The sequence below is a fragment of the Labrys sp. KB_33_2 genome (assembly GCF_052114505.1).
Classification (GTDB): Bacteria; Pseudomonadota; Alphaproteobacteria; order Rhizobiales; family Labraceae; genus Labrys.
This window is the reverse complement of the sequence record NZ_JBFREW010000031.1, coordinates 14,748-29,064: the sequence shown is the minus strand read 5'-3', so window position 1 is coordinate 29,064 and position 14,317 is coordinate 14,748. Positions and strand designations below refer to the sequence as shown.

Genomic DNA, 14,317 nt, shown 5'->3' with positions numbered 1-14,317 from the left:
TCGTAACTGGCCAGCATGCCGGCGATGCGCTCGGAGATGATGGTGGGCGCGAACATCTCGGTCAGGGAGGAGGCGATTGCCTCCAGCAGCGAACGGTCGCGCACGAAATCGACATAGGCCTGCACGGCAAAGCGTATCGCCGGCAGCAGGCCGCGGGTAGAGACCACATAGTCGCGCGGGAAGTCGAGGCTGTCGGTCAGTTTCAGCCAGCGCTCCAGGCCGCCATCGCCATCGGAGGTGCCGTCATGGTCGACGATGCGCTGGCGCCAGATCCGGCGCAGCGCCGCCTCCTGCATGCGGGCGAGGAGGGTGGCGTCCTTCACCGGGATCATGGCCTGGTAGAAGTAGCGGTTGAGGGCCCAGGCGCGCACCTGGTCCCGGCTGAGGCGCCCGCCATGCAGGGCGGCGTGGAAGGGATGGAGATTGTGATAGCGCCGATGGCCGATGTCGCGCAGCGCGGCTTCCAGGGCGGAGGATGAAAGGAGCTTGGTCATAGGCGAAACACCATGCCGTCATGGGCGACTTGCCAGCCGGCCGCCTCGACCGTTCGCTGTTCGGGCGAGCCTTCCACCAGTACCGGATTGGTATTGTTGAGATGGATGAAGACCCGCTGTCGCACCGGCAGATCGGCGAGGGCAGCCATCGAACCATCAGGGCCGGCTATCGGCATATGGCCCATGCGCCGCCCCGTCTTGGTGCCTACGCCGTGCCGGATCATCTCGTCGTCCTCCCAGAGCGTGCCGTCGAACAACAACAGATCGGCATCGGCGATGGTTTCACGCAGCCAGGGCGGCACGGCAGCGCAGCCTGGTATGTAGGCGATCCGCCTGGAGCCGCACGCCAGGATCGCCCCGACCGTCGCTTCGCTCTCCTCGCCCAGACGCATCGGCTCGTTCTCGCGCCAGAGCGGCAATTTTCCCGGGACCGGCACCAGCGTCACGGTCAGGCCCGGCACGGCTTCAAAGCCCTGACCGGGGAGCACGGCCTGGCGCCGTACGACATCGCGCGCCAGCACGTCGAACACCCGGTTGTCGGCCAGGCTGTCCAGCGTTTCGGCCGTGCCGTAGAGCGTGAAAGCCTGGCGTTCGCGCAGCCCCAGCAGGCCGGCGACATGGTCGACATCGCCATTGGTCAGCAGGACCGCCGCAATCGGCGAATGGCGCGGAAATTCCTTGGGCTGGAGCGCGGGCACCGCCAGGATCTGCTGGCGGATATCGGGCGAGGCATTCAGCAAGAGCCAGTCTACCCCATTCGCCGAAACGGCGATGCTCGACTGGGTGCGAGGCCGGACCCGATTATCGCCAGCCCAGGCCAGACGGCAAACCGGACAGCCGCAATTCCATTGCGGAACGCCACCTCCGGCTGCCGCCCCCAGAACAACGGCATGCAAGCCTGCTTGCATGGCTCCGGTTCCGTTACTGTCGCCGGTTCAGTTCAGAACTCCGGCGGCAAATCCTCGTCGGACATATAGCCCGTCACTTCCATTCCGACGCAGAACTCGATGATTTCAGGTTTGGTCCAGCGCATTCCAATTCCTCCAACAGTCGTCAGATTGAGCGATCATGTAAAAAATGTCGCTCAACTATCCCAAATCAATCCAAAGCTGACAGCAGAAATACTGCCATATGGCAGCAGAACAGCGCGAACGTATCTGTAAAATGTATCGCATCGGTTCCGCAGCGGAGTGCGTCAACTGCCTACTCAACAAAATCATGACCAGGCTGCGATACTCGACGAGCGCATATTTGCCAGTCACCCTTGTTTTTCAATGAGACCACCACTCAGCTGGCAAAGGCCTTGGTCGACCTCGATAGCCGCAAGGGCAGTATATGGCCGCGTTCGGCGGTCTTTGGCAGGGCCCGCCTCGCCTTTCCATATCAGACGGTGGTCTGCACGCCAACGATTGGGCGGGCCTCCCTTCCAGCCTGTTTCCGCTGCCGTTTTGGTTCAGCGAGAGCATTGCCGGCGTAATCGCGGCCCTTGCTTCATCAATTCGATGGCTTGTGTAACAAAGACAATGCCCGCTCGCGGCATGGGCGGGCAAATTTGATCCGATCAATCGCAATCTCGGTCGGATCTCGGCAATCGATCGAGTCCTAATGGACTGGAATCGTTAAATTATTTTTGAAACAGACACTGAGTTTCTTCCGACCGTATTCAAGGAAACTTCAGCCGCCTGGGGGGCATATGCGTAGCATCAGCATAATACGAATTTTGTTTGGCATTGTCCTCGGCCTCATCGGGGTGGTGCTGGCGATTGGGGGGGCCTGGCTCCTTGGGCTCGGTGGTAGCCCCTACTATGTCGTGACGGGCGGCCTTCTGGCTGTCGCTGGACTGTTGTTTATCCTGGGCAAGCCGCTCGGCCTTTATGTCTATGCGCTTGCCTTTGTCCTCACCGCCGTCTGGGCCTTGTGGGAAGTCGGCCTGTCGCCCTGGGATCTGACGCCGCGCCTGGCCGGTCCCTTCGTGCTGATGGCTGCGGCGCTGTTGCTGGCACCCTCGCTGTTGAGGCAAGGTGGCGGCAAGATCGCGGGCTACGGGTTTGCGGCGCTGGCCGTCTTCGCGGTGGCGCTCGCGGGCGGGATCTGGTCCAAGTCCAGGAACAGCGTGGTGGCGGCCCTGCCGCAGCAGCAGGCCGAACAGATTTACGACGATGTTGCCAATGCGCCACTCAAAGGCGAGTGGAATGCCTATGGCGGTGGCAACAGCGCCCAACGCTACGCCGATCTCACCCAGATCACGCCCGAGAACGTCAAGAACCTCAAGCGCGCCTGGACCTACAACACCGGTAATATTCCCGACAAATTCGGTTCGGAGCTGACGCCACTGAAGATCGGCAACCGGGTCTATGGCTGCACGGGCATGAACGGCCTGTTCGCGCTCGATGCCGCCAACGGCAAGCAGCTTTGGAGCTACGATCCAAAGGTGCCGAACGAATGGGTGCCCTATACCGCGGCTTGCAGAGGCGTTTCCTTTTACAAGGTGCCGAACGCCAAGCCGCAGGATATTTGCGCCGAACGCATCATCGAAGGCACACTCGACATGCGCCTGATCGCCGTCGATGCGGCGACCGGCCAACCTTGCCCGGGCTTCGGCAAGGACGGCGCAGCCGATCTCAAGGTCGGTCTGGGCCAGAAGGAAGCGGAGAATGATGCGCCCAAGCCCGTGATTCCGGGCACGGCCGCCATCACCTCACCACCGGTGATCGTACAGGGCGTGATCGTGACCGGTCAGCAGGTGCTCGACGGTCAGCGTCGTTGGGCCCCATCCGGAGTGATCCGCGGCTATGATGCGGTGACGGGCGAACTGCGCTTTGCCTGGGACATCAATCAACCCGATGTCACCACGGATCCGCCGGCAAGCGGCTATTATTCCTTCGGTACGCCCAATAGCTGGGCGGCACCTGCCGGCGATGAAAAGCTCGGGCTGGCCTATATCCCCATGGGCAACTCCGCAGGGGACTACTACACCACCCTGCGTTCGGCCGAGGAGAAGAAGTACAATTCCGCGCTGGTGGCACTCGACGTCAAGACCGGCAAGCCGCGTTGGGTGTTCCAGACAGCCCATGCTGATGTCTGGGACTATGATCTGGGCTCCCAGCCCAGCCTGATCGAGTTCCCGACCGCACAGGGTAAGGTGCCTGCCTTGCTGCTGCCGACCAAGCAAGGCGACATCTATATCCTCGATCGTGCCACCGGAAAATCCTTGCAGCCGGTCGAGGAGCGCCCCGTGCCCCAAGGTGGGGCCGAGCCCGATCAGCGCAGCCCGACACAGCCCTTCTCCACCTATCATACGCTGCGCCAGGCAGACCTGACCGAAAAGGACATGTGGGGCCTGTCGCCGATCGATCAGATGATCTGCCGTATCAACTTCCGGCGCGCCCGCTATGAAGGCCCCTACACGCCGCCGGAGCTGAACCGCCACAACATCCAATGGCCAGGCTATAATGGCGGATCGGATTGGGGCAGTGTCGCGATCGACCCCCGCCGCGGTGTCATCGTCGCCAATTACAACAACACCGCCAATCTCAATATGCTCATCACCCGAGAGCAAGCCAGCGCGGAAAAGCTGTTTCCCGTTGGCGACCCGCGCGGCGCGGGCGGCAAGTCTGGCGCCGAAGGGGCCGGCCCCATGGCCGGCACGCCCTATGCCATCGACGTCAATGCCGGCTGGGTGATGCCGACCGGCGTATTGTGCACCCGACCGCCCTATGGCGGCATCCGGGCCATCGACCTGGCTTCCGGCAAGACGCTGTGGGACAGACCGTTCGGCACCGCGCGGCGCAACGGGCCGTTCGGCATTCCTTCCTACATGCCGTTCGAGATCGGCACGCCCAACAATGGCGGCTCGGTGGTCACCGCATCCGGCCTGATTTTCGTCGCCGCCGCCACCGACGATCTCATTCGTGCCATCGACATGCGTACGGGAGATACCGTCTGGAGCGATACATTGCCGGCGGGCGGGCAAGCCAATCCCATGATCTATGAGCAGAACGGCAAGCAGTATCTGCTGATCATGGCTGGCGGGCATCATTTCATGATGACGCCTCCAGGCGATGCCCTCATCGCCTACGCGCTGCCCGATTGAGGCACAAAGGAAGAGCGGAACACAAACAGGGAGCTACCTATGAGGCGTTGGAATGCCATCGTTTGTGTTCCGCTACTGCTTTCAGCGTGCTCGCGCGAGCAGATGCCGATCCTGAATCCAAATGGCGAAATCGCGCGGACGCACTATGAGACATTGGTAATCGCAACCGCGATTATGCTGTTCATCATCGTTCCGCTGATCCTTGCCACCTTGGTCGTCGCCTGGCGCTACAGGGAAACGGGTCAGGCACCTGACTATGATCCAAAATATACGTCCTCGGGCCCGCTTCGAGCCATTGTCCTTTGGGTGCCGCTGCTGACGGTGGCCACGCTTGGCGCGATCACCTGGTATTCGACCTATCGGACGGATCCCTACAAGCCTTTGCCCGGATCGCAACCGCCGCTCGAGATTCAGGCTATCGGATTGGATTACAAATGGCTGTTCATATATCCGGAGGCCGGCGTTGCCGTTGTCAATGATTTCGTAGTGCCAGTCGATCGACCCGTTACGTTGCGATTGACATCCGATCCGATGATGACGTCGATCTTCGTGCCGGGATTGATGTCCCAGATCTATGCCATGCCCGGGATGGAAACGCGGACGAATTTTCTCGCCACGGACGTGCGTGAGATGATGGGGGCGAACGCCAACTATAACGGCGAGGGCTTCGCCAACCAGCGCTTCAAGGCACGCATTCTTTCCGAGACCGATTTCAACAAGTGGGTTTCGGAGACGAAGGCTGCCAACAAGCCGCTCGACAAGGCCCGGTATGATGCGCTCAGCGCGCGTGACGAGGATAGCGCCGCATATCCGGTCACAACCTATTCGAGCGTCCAAGCCGACCTGTTTGCTTCCATCATTCGCAAGTTCAGATCGACCCACTCGCTTTCGCAACTGTCCGCCAAGGCAGCCGAGGGTACAAATGGCCATGAGGGGCACTAAACATGTTAGGTCGCCTGAACTACGATGCGCTTCCCTTCTATAGCCCGATCGCATTTGGTGGCGCCGCAGTAACGGTGCTCGCCGGCGTCTTGGTCGTTCTCGCCCTCACCTGGTTCAGGCTTTGGGGGCCATTTTGGCGTGGATGGGTGACGACCGTCGATCACAAGAAGATCGGGATCATGTATGTCGCTCTGGCATTGGTCATGCTGTTGCGTGGCTTTGCCGACGGCTTCATGATGCGCTTCCAGCAAGCGGCTGCGGTCAATTCACCGGGTTTTCTTGAAGGCGACCATTACCAGCAGGTGTTCTCCGCCCACGGAACGATCATGATCTTTTTCATGGCGATGCCATTCTTTACCGGACTGGCGAATTTCGTCGTTCCTCTTCAGGTCGGGGCACGCGACGTTCCATTTCCATTTTTGAATGCGCTCGGGTTCTGGCTGACGGCGGCTGGCTCGGGCCTCGTGCTGATCTCTTTGGTCATCGGCAAGTTCTCGATCGCCGGCTGGACCGGCTATCCGCCTTTGTCGGGGATCGATAGGAGTCCGGGCGTCGGCGTGGACTACTGGATCTGGGCGCTCTTCATCTCGGGCTTCGGAACGACATTGTCGGCGATCAATTTCATCGTGACGATCGTGCGGCGGCGCGTGCCGACGATGAGGCTCATGGAGATGCCGGTCTTTACCTGGACGGTGCTCTGCGCAAGCGCGATCATCCTGATTGCGTTCCCGGCGTTGACGGTGGCGGTCAGCCTGCTCTTCCTGGATCGTACGCTAGGCTTTCACTTCTTCACCAACGATGCCGGCGGCAATATGATGAACTATGCCAACATCTTCTGGATGTGGGGGCACCCGGAAGTCTACATTCTGGTTCTTCCGGCCTTTGGCATTTTCTCGGAGGTCGTCGCGACATTCTCGCGAAAGGCGCTGTTCGGCTATCCGGCCCTGATCGCCGCCACCGTGGCGATCACAATCATTTCGACCCTTGTCTGGCTGCATCACTTCTTCACCATGGGGGCGAGCCCAAAAGTAAACGTGGCCTTCGGAATCGCGACAATGATCATCGCGATTCCCACCGGTGTGAAAGTCTTCAACTGGCTGTTCACCATGTATCGCGGCCGCATCCATTTTCATTCTGCCATGTATTGGACGATCGGATTCATGATCCTGTTCGTGATCGGCGGCATGACTGGCGTTCTCATGGCTATCCCGGTCGTCGATTACAATCTGCACAATACAACGTTCCTTCTTGCCCACTTCCATAATGTGATCATTCCGGGTGTCCTGTTCGGGTATCTGGCCGGCTACCAGTACTGGTTCCCCAAGGCATTCGGTTTCCGCCTGGACGAGACATGGGGCAAACTCTCCTTCCTCGGATGGTTCATCGGTTTCCTGCTCGTCTTCATGCCACTCTACCTTCTCGGCTTAATGGGACTGCCCCGTCGGACATCCGTCATCTACGACGCGGGAATGACGCCGCTGCTCTACATTTCAGCGTTCGGGGCCATATGCATTCTGTTCGGCATCGCCGCGCTGGTCATCCAACTGTATGTCAGCATCCGCGACAGGCGCGCGCTCGCGGATACGACAGGCGATCCGTGGAATGGTCGAACCCTGGAATGGTCGATCCCGTCTCCGCCACCATCGTATAATTTCGCCCGCCAGCCGACAACCTTCGGCCTCGACACCTTCACGAAGGCCAAGGAAGAGGGTCTCCAAATCTATTCAGGAGCTTACGAACCAGTGGCCATGCCGAAAAAGACTGCTGCGGGCGCGATTATTGGCGCCGGCGCTTTTGTGCTCGGGTTCGGCGCGACGTTCTGGATGTGGTGGATGGCAATCCTGGGGTTCGCACTCATTGTCGCCACCGTCGTCTTCCGCAGCTTCGGCGACCACCAAGAATATGAGATAGAGCCCGAAGATATCGAGCGAGATGGCACAAACTTTCTGGGAGCGACATCGTGAGCGAAATCAACGTGGGCGGAAGGGTCATCGCCGGCGAGCAGTCGGCAATGCACGGCGAGCGAGCCCTGGGGTTCTGGCTCTATCTGATGAGCGACGCCATCATCTTCGGTGTCCTGTTCGCCAACTTTATCGTTCAGTCGCGATCCCATGCAGCAGGCCCGGGCCCGGGCGAGATTTTCGACATGGGCCGCGTGGCATTGCAAACGGCGCTGCTGCTGGCGTCCAGCCTGGTCTTCGGTTTTGCATCCATTGCCGCTTTGAAGCATCGCGCATCAGCCGCCATCGGCTTTTTGACCGTCGTATTCCTGCTTGGTCTCGGCTTTCTGGTACTGGAAATCCGCGAATTCTCAGAGATGATCGCGCGGGGCGCCGGGCCGCAGGTCAGCGGCTACTGGAGCAGCTTTTTCGGACTGGTGGGGACGCACGGGCTGCACGTCGCCTTTGGCCTGCTCGGCCTCGTCGCGATGATCGTCCAGATCGCCGTGAAGGGCATTACCGAGCCAGTCCTGTCTCGCCTGTATCGCCTGGGGCTGTTCTGGCATTTTCTCGACGTGATCTGGATCGCAATTTTCTCGTTCGTGTACTTGGCGGGTTTAACCACATGAAGTACCCAACCGAAAAACCCGATGTCCCGCTCAATGCGCCGCATCTGCATGTCCCTCATCTGAGCGACTATCTCATCGGATTCGTCCTGGCCACGATCCTTACCGTCGGCGCTTTCTGGGCTGTTTCGTCCAAGCGTCTGGAACCGGTCGAAGCAATCTCTCTGATTGCTATTTTCGCCGTCGTTCAGATGTTGGCACAGGTCAAGTTTTTCCTACACTGGTCCTCAAAACGCACGCCCATCGAGGCGACGATCGCTCTGATATTTGCTGCGTTCCAAGCCTCGATAATGATTGGGGGCGGTGTTTGGGTCATGCTTGATCTACATTCGCGCATGATGCCATAAAAACCTGCCGTGCGTCGTCTTGTGAGTTCGCGCCGAAGTGCGATTTGCTGGCAGGTGCAGGATAGCTAGGTCATCGCGGGGCCGCCATCAGCTTTGGGCGGAAGCCCCGGGCCGGCGCTCGAAAGCCCAGGTGTTGACGGGGCGTAGAGTTGAGGTGGTGGCACAATTGGCGAAGATGCTGCTCATCGAGGGACAGAGGATCGACCTGCCTCGGTAGCCAGGTGTGGAGTCCCGCAGTGTGCTGGCGTGTGTTCGTCATCGTCAAAACAAGATGCGCCAGGTTCTTGACGGGAGCACAGACCCGCGCCTCTAGGTCGATCAGCGTGGCCACACCGACGAGCGCGGCAGCCCCAGCGTGTTGGCGGCGCGCGTGAAACTCGAACTGTCGACGACGCGAACGAAGATACGGAAGAGGTCGATACGATCCACGGCCTAATACCAGATTAGTACGAGATCCTAACATGTCATGTTCGAATGGGTAGCTTTATATCGAAATTCAAGACGATAAGCTGACCTTCCATTAACCTCCCCCTTCACAAACAGGAAGATCCAGCATGGCCGATCACAGCATCAAGGGAAAAGTGGCGTTGATTGCCGGAGGCGCCAAGAATCTGGGCGGGCTTCTGGCGCGCGATCTGGCGGCGCAGGGCGCCARGGCGGTGGCTGTTCACTACAACAGCGCYGCCACCAAGGCGGCGGCCGATGAAACCGTTGCTGCCATCAACGCGGCCGGTGCCAAGGGCGTCGCCTTCCAGGGCGACCTCACCTCGGCCGGCGCGGTCGAGAAGCTGTTTGCCGACACCATCGCGGCCGTCGGCCGTCCCGACATTGCCGTCAACACCGTCGGCAAGGTGCTCAAGAAGCCTTTCGTCGAGATCACCGAGGCCGAATATGACGAGATGACCGCGGTCAACTCGAAAACCGCCTTCTTCTTCCTCAAGGAGGCCGGCAAGCACCTCAACGACAATGGCAAGATCTGCACGCTCGTCACCTCGCTGCTCGGCGCCTTCACGCCGTTCTATGCCGCCTATGCCGGCACCAAGGCGCCGGTGGAGCATTTCACGAGAGCCGCTTCCAAGGAGTTCGGCGAGCGCGGCATCTCGGTGACCGCCATCGGTCCCGGTCCGATGGACACGCCCTTCTTCTATCCCGCCGAGGGCGCCGATGCCGTCGCCTACCACAAGAGCGCCGGCGCCCTGTCGAAATTCTCCAAGACCGGCCTCACCGACATCGAGGACATCGTGCCCTATATCCGCTTCCTCGTTTCCGACGGCTGGTGGATGACCGGCCAGACCATTCTCGTCAATGGCGGCTACACCACCAAGTAGAGCGACGGCGTGTCGGCGGAGCATCCGCGATCGTCGACACGGCTCCGATATTTTTTCGAAGGAGGAAACGCAATGGTCGCCATAAGCCATCAAGCAATCACGAAAACCTATCCTTCCGCGACGAGCACGGGTGCGCGCCGATTCGTTGGAAAGAACGCGATTATCGTGGGCGCCTCCGCCAATGTCGGCCGAGCCCTGGCTGAACTCCTGGCTCAGGAGGGCGCGAATGTCGTCGTGCATTACAACTCAGCTTCAAAGAAGGACGAAGCCGAGAAAACTGCCGCTGTCGTGCGATCCCATGGTGCACAAGCTCTCATCGTCCAGGCGGACTTGACCAAGCCAGCTCAGGCAACCTCCTTGTTCGACGCCGCTTTGGCAAAATTCGGGAAAGTGGACATCTTGATCAACACGGCTGGCAAGATCATCCGCAAGCCTCTCGCCGAATTTGAAGAAGCCGATTTTGATGATCTTTTCAACGTCAATACAAAAGCTGCCTTCTTTCTCCTGAAGGAAGCTTCGAAAAAGATTGCCGACGAAGGCCGCATTCTCAGTTTCGTCACCACGATGGTCGCCGCCTTCGCACCAACCTACGCCGGCTATGCAGGCAGCAAGGCTCCACTCGAGCATTTCAGCAAGGCTCTGGCCAAAGAGCTCGGGGGGCGAGGCGTAACCGTCAACTGTATCGCGCCGGGGCCCTTGGACACCAGCTTCTTCTACCCCGCCGAGTCCAATGAGAATATCGCCTGGCTCCGATCAATGTCGATTGATGGGGGCATCGGCAATATCCACGACATTACCGGCCTTGCTCTGTATCTGGTTTCGCCTGAGGCCCGATGGATGACTGGAACCACCAGCTTCATCAATGGCGGTATCATATCACCAATAAATTGATTGCTGGGATGGAAGCAGATGCAGCCCTGCCCCCTCGATCATCGGGGCGGCACGGGGGCGCATCAGCGAATCTTCGAATGAAGGGGGAGCCGATGCCAGGCGACGAAGCAAACAAGTTTCGAACGCTTTTCGATGCGCAGAAGGAGCATTTCCTCTCAGACGCCACCAAGAGCCACGATTGGCGCGTCGACCAGCTCGATCGCATGGAGCGCATGCTCACCGACAACAAGGATGCCTGGTGCGCTGCGCTCTATCAGGATTTCGGCAAGCCGCCCTTCGAGCAGCTCTTCGAGATCACCGTGCCGAGTGGGGTAATCCGCTATTACCGCGAGAATCTGAAGGCTCTGATGGCGCCCCGGCCGACGCCGATTCCGCCGGGGCTGGAGGCGACCGGCAATCGCGGCGTGATCTATAAGGAGCCCTATGGCGTGACGCTAGTGATCGGCCCATTCAACGCGCCGATCCTGCTGCTGCTCGATCCCGCACTCGCGGCGCTTGCCGCCGGCAATCCAGTGATCCTCAAACCCGCCAATACGACCCCGGCGACAGCGGCGCTGTTTGCCAGGCTGATCCCGCAATATTTCGCGCCTGAGAACGTTTCGGTCGTCACCGGCGGGCGTGAGGAGATCGGCCAGCTTTTGCAACTACCCTTCGACTTCATCTTTTTCACCGGCTCTTCGGCGGTCGGCAAGGTGGTGATGCGCGCGGCGGCCGAGAATTTAACCCCGGTCATCCTCGAGCTCGGCGGGCAGAACCCGACCATCGTGGACGCCACCGCCAATCTCGATATCGCCGCCGATCGCATCGCCTGGGGCCATAATGCGATCTCCGGCCAATGGTGCATCGCGCCGGGGTACGTCTATGTGCACGAGAACATCACTGACGTCTTCATCGCCAAGCTCAAGGCATCGATCGTCAAGATGTATGGCGAGGATCCGAGCCAAAGCCCGGACTTCGCCCGGATGATCAGCGAGCACGACGCCGAGCGCGTCGCCTCCTACATTCTCCCCGAAAAGGTCGTCCATGGCGGGCGCTATGACATTAAGGCACGCTATATCGAGCCGACGCTGCTTTATCCCTCGACCTGGGATGACCCGGCGCTGCAGCAGGAGGTGTTCGGCCCGGTCCTGCCTGTCATGTCGTACAGCGATCTCAAGGAGATCGTAGGGACCATGAAGCGCAAGCCTAAACCTCTGGCCGCCTACATCTTCAGCAAGGACCAGGCGGTTATCGACTATGTGTTGGGATCGCTGTCGTTCGGAGGCGGCTGCGTCAACCAGACCAATCTGCATTGCTGGATCGACAGCCTGCCCTTCGGCGGCGTCGGCAACAGTGGCATGGGCAAATATTATGGCGAGGCCGGCTTCGATGCACTCAGCAACACCAAGGCGATGCTGATCGGCAATCCAGATCTCGAACTCGATGTCTTCCCACCCTATGCCGGCAAGGACATCGCCAGGAACTTAAGCGTATTTTCGTGAGGGAGATGTCGGCGTGCATATGTTGATGGTCATTGTCGGCGGGGTCGTGCTGCTTGGTGTGTTCCTGCTGTTCGGCCAGCTCTGGGGCGGGACGATGCCAGCGCTGGGCACGGCCGCCAAAGTGTTCATTCCTGTCTGGCTCATCGTTTCGATCGCCAACCTTTGGGTCGGCGTCAATAAGGCCGGTTACACAGTGGCGCAGGAGCTGCCGATCCTGCTCATCGTCTTTGCCGTGCCAGCCGCCGCCGCGGTAGTCGCCTTCTGGCAACTCGCCCGCCCCTGACAGGTTGAAATGCCCATGACCGATAGCGCCGCAACCACGACGACCGACCATCACCCGCTGTTGCGCCGGCGCGATGGTCATCATGCGCGAGTGACGTTCGAGGAGCTACTCTTCGATCTCGTTTATGTCTTCGCCGTAACTCAGCTCAGCCATGAGTTACTGACCAATCTGAATGTCGCGGGCGTCATCGAGACGCTGATCCTGTGGTTCGCGGTCTGGCTCGGCTGGCAATATACCTGCTGGGTCACCAACTGGTTCGACCCGGAGACGCCGCGGATCCGGAGTCTGATCTTCGCTGTCATGTTGGCGGGCCTCCTCATGGCCTCGGCGATCCCCAGCGCCTTCGGAGAGCGCGCTCTGATCTTCGCGCTCGCCTATGTCGCGATCCAGCTCGGACGTACAGCCTATATCGTCTGGGAGTTGGGCTCGGATCATCCGCTTTCCGCCAATTATCGGCGCATGCTCGGCTGGGTTTCGATCGCCGCCATTTTCTGGATCGCCGGCGCCTTGGCTCAGCATGAAGCGCGCATGGTGCTATGGGCAATCGCGGTCCTGTGCGAATATGTCTCGCCGATGTTCGGCTTTCCGCTTCCGGGCCTCGGCCGCTCAAAAACCAGCGACTGGACAATCGAAGGCGGGCATCTTGCCGAACGTTGCCAGTTGTTCGTGATCGTGGCGCTTGGCGAGACACTGCTGGCGACCGGAGCAACGATGACGAATGCCGCTATCTGGGATGTCCCGATCCTCTCGGCGCTGCTCGCGACCTTCCTAGGCACGCTCGCCATGTGGTGGCTCTATTTCGGCACCTCGAGCAAGGACGCGACCGATGCCATCACCCGTTCGGACGATCCTGGCCGGATCGGGGCGTATTTTCACTATGTCCACGCCATTCTCGTCGCCGGCATCATTGCCACCGCGGTCGGCAACGATCTGGTGCTTGCCCATCCGCATGATGCCATGAAAACAGCTTATGCACTGATACTCTCGGGCGGGCCGGCGATCTATCTGCTGGGCAGCGCCATCTACAGGAAGGTGGTCTATGGCGGCCTGCCGGTTTCGCACATCGTCGGCTTCGCCGCGCTCATGGCCCTCATTCCCTTGGCGCCGAGCGTCGATCTGCTGACCATGGGCTGGCTGACGACGATCGTCATACTGGCGACCGGCTTTTGGGAAGGCCGCCTGGTGCGCAAGTGGCGGGAGTCGGGAAAGCCGCACGCAGAGACACCTTGAGGAGCGGCGCGATGAGAGCGTTCGCCGGATCTCGCGCGAAGCGGTCGAAAGCGGATCGGCACGGTGCATCCAAGGATGTCGTGGCGTTCTGGCAAGCATCCTCCGGCCGATGGTTCGAGAAGGACGTTGCCTTCGACGCCGCGTTTCGCGAGCGCTTCCTCGATCTCCACATGGCGGTTGCGGCGCGCCGACACGACGATTGGATCGAAACACCTGAGGGCGCGCTCGCTCTCCTGATCCTGACCGATCAGTTTCCATGCAACGCTTTTCGCAGCGCCACGTACATGTACGCCACTGACCCGCTCTCCCGCCACTATGCCCGGCAGGCGATCGAGACCGGGCATATGGAGCGTGTCGAGCCGGACCTGCGGCTGTTCTTCTGCCTGCCCTTCGCGCATTCGGAGGAGATGGCCGATCAGGAGTTGTCGATGCGGCTCAACGCCGGGCTCGGCCAGCCCTGGCTGGCGCATGCCAAAGGCCACCGCGACATCATCCGCCGCTTCGGACGCTTCCCGCATCGCAATCCCATGCTCGGCAGGACCACAACCGCGGAAGAAGAAGATTACCTCAAGCAGGGCGGCTTCCAGGGCTGAAACCAGGATAATCATCGCCTCTCTCGCGGAGCCCAAACGTCCAAGCGTTTCCTCTTCCGGCCTCCAGGG

14 protein-coding genes and 1 pseudogene are annotated in these 14,317 nt (G+C 60.3%); 11 read left to right on the top strand and 4 right to left on the bottom strand.

Translation table 11 applies throughout. The annotated features are described in order from the left end of the window. From pqqC to pqqA, 3 genes are all read right to left on the bottom strand, one after another. Nucleotides 1–494: pyrroloquinoline-quinone synthase PqqC (pqqC, locus tag AB4037_RS33280; protein ID WP_441774466.1), on the bottom strand; the 494-nt coding region annotated here is incomplete at its 3' end. After that, nucleotides 491–1,390: a pyrroloquinoline quinone biosynthesis protein PqqB gene (gene pqqB, locus AB4037_RS33275; RefSeq protein WP_441774470.1), complete on the bottom strand. Its 900-nt coding sequence runs from the start codon at nucleotides 1,388–1,390 to the stop codon at nucleotides 491–493. The genes pqqC and pqqB, both read right to left, overlap by 4 nt. Before the next feature lie 44 nt (nucleotides 1,391–1,434). After that, nucleotides 1,435–1,527: a pyrroloquinoline quinone precursor peptide PqqA gene (gene pqqA / locus AB4037_RS33270; RefSeq protein ID WP_068288997.1), complete on the bottom strand. Its 93-nt coding sequence runs from the start codon at nucleotides 1,525–1,527 to the stop codon at nucleotides 1,435–1,437. Between the two features lie 687 nt (nucleotides 1,528–2,214). Here pqqA and AB4037_RS33265 point away from each other — a divergent pair. From AB4037_RS33265 to cyoD, 5 genes are read left to right on the top strand one after another with little or no spacing between them, the layout of a single operon-like run. Next, complete coding sequence (locus AB4037_RS33265; RefSeq protein WP_441774465.1) at nucleotides 2,215–4,587, top strand: membrane-bound PQQ-dependent dehydrogenase, glucose/quinate/shikimate family; 2,373 nt, start codon at nucleotides 2,215–2,217, stop codon at nucleotides 4,585–4,587. Nucleotides 4,588–4,626: 39 nt separating this feature from the next. Then, on the top strand, nucleotides 4,627–5,529 hold the full coding sequence (locus AB4037_RS33260) for a COX aromatic rich motif-containing protein (protein WP_441774464.1): 903 nt from the start codon (nucleotides 4,627–4,629) through the stop codon (nucleotides 5,527–5,529). Between the two features lie 2 nt (nucleotides 5,530–5,531). Next, on the top strand, nucleotides 5,532–7,493 hold the full coding sequence (locus tag AB4037_RS33255; protein ID WP_441774463.1) for a cbb3-type cytochrome c oxidase subunit I: 1,962 nt from the start codon (nucleotides 5,532–5,534) through the stop codon (nucleotides 7,491–7,493). Next, nucleotides 7,490–8,098: a cytochrome c oxidase subunit 3 gene (locus AB4037_RS33250; RefSeq protein WP_441774462.1), complete on the top strand. Its 609-nt coding sequence runs from the start codon at nucleotides 7,490–7,492 to the stop codon at nucleotides 8,096–8,098. Before AB4037_RS33255 ends, AB4037_RS33250 begins: the two co-directional genes overlap by 4 nt. Next, a complete protein-coding gene (gene cyoD / locus AB4037_RS33245) occupies nucleotides 8,095–8,442 on the top strand; it encodes a cytochrome o ubiquinol oxidase subunit IV (protein WP_441774461.1) in 348 nt (115 codons plus the stop codon). Before AB4037_RS33250 ends, cyoD begins: the two co-directional genes overlap by 4 nt. A gap of 292 nt (nucleotides 8,443–8,734) precedes the next feature. Here cyoD and AB4037_RS33240 read toward each other — a convergent pair. Then, a pseudogene (locus AB4037_RS33240) lies at nucleotides 8,735–8,871 on the bottom strand (helix-turn-helix domain-containing protein); the annotation flags it as partial. 125 nt (nucleotides 8,872–8,996) lie between these two features. Here AB4037_RS33240 and AB4037_RS33235 point away from each other — a divergent pair. From AB4037_RS33235 to AB4037_RS33210, 6 genes are all read left to right on the top strand, one after another. Further along, nucleotides 8,997–9,770 (top strand): SDR family oxidoreductase, encoded by a 774-nt coding sequence (locus tag AB4037_RS33235; protein WP_441774460.1) that lies wholly within the window; start codon nucleotides 8,997–8,999, stop codon nucleotides 9,768–9,770. Between the two features lie 72 nt (nucleotides 9,771–9,842). Beyond that, entirely contained in the window at nucleotides 9,843–10,661 is an 819-nt protein-coding gene (locus tag AB4037_RS33230; protein WP_441774459.1) for an SDR family oxidoreductase, read from the top strand. A 92-nt stretch (nucleotides 10,662–10,753) separates the two neighbouring features. Then, complete coding sequence (locus AB4037_RS33225; RefSeq protein WP_441774458.1) at nucleotides 10,754–12,142, top strand: aldehyde dehydrogenase family protein; 1,389 nt, start codon at nucleotides 10,754–10,756, stop codon at nucleotides 12,140–12,142. Between the two features lie 19 nt (nucleotides 12,143–12,161). Continuing rightward, nucleotides 12,162–12,425: a hypothetical protein gene (locus AB4037_RS33220; protein ID WP_441774469.1), complete on the top strand. Its 264-nt coding sequence runs from the start codon at nucleotides 12,162–12,164 to the stop codon at nucleotides 12,423–12,425. A 15-nt stretch (nucleotides 12,426–12,440) separates the two neighbouring features. Then, nucleotides 12,441–13,655 (top strand): low temperature requirement protein A, encoded by a 1,215-nt coding sequence (locus AB4037_RS33215; protein WP_441774457.1) that lies wholly within the window; start codon nucleotides 12,441–12,443, stop codon nucleotides 13,653–13,655. A gap of 11 nt (nucleotides 13,656–13,666) precedes the next feature. Then, a complete protein-coding gene (locus AB4037_RS33210; protein WP_441774468.1) occupies nucleotides 13,667–14,248 on the top strand; it encodes a DUF924 family protein in 582 nt (193 codons plus the stop codon). Nucleotides 14,249–14,317 lie beyond the last annotated feature (69 nt).

Coding starts and splice junctions, on each gene's coding strand:
- AB4037_RS33255 (WP_441774463.1), top strand. CDS start 5,532: ATGTTAGGTCGCCTGAACTACGATGCGCTTCCCTTCTATAGCCCGATC.
- pqqA (WP_068288997.1), bottom strand. CDS start 1,527: ATGCGCTGGACCAAACCTGAAATCATCGAGTTCTGCGTCGGAATGGAA.
- AB4037_RS33215 (WP_441774457.1), top strand. CDS start 12,441: ATGACCGATAGCGCCGCAACCACGACGACCGACCATCACCCGCTGTTG.
- AB4037_RS33230 (WP_441774459.1), top strand. CDS start 9,843: ATGGTCGCCATAAGCCATCAAGCAATCACGAAAACCTATCCTTCCGCG.
- AB4037_RS33260 (WP_441774464.1), top strand. CDS start 4,627: ATGAGGCGTTGGAATGCCATCGTTTGTGTTCCGCTACTGCTTTCAGCG.
- AB4037_RS33225 (WP_441774458.1), top strand. CDS start 10,754: ATGCCAGGCGACGAAGCAAACAAGTTTCGAACGCTTTTCGATGCGCAG.
- AB4037_RS33210 (WP_441774468.1), top strand. CDS start 13,667: ATGAGAGCGTTCGCCGGATCTCGCGCGAAGCGGTCGAAAGCGGATCGG.
- cyoD (WP_441774461.1), top strand. CDS start 8,095: ATGAAGTACCCAACCGAAAAACCCGATGTCCCGCTCAATGCGCCGCAT.
- AB4037_RS33220 (WP_441774469.1), top strand. CDS start 12,162: ATGTTGATGGTCATTGTCGGCGGGGTCGTGCTGCTTGGTGTGTTCCTG.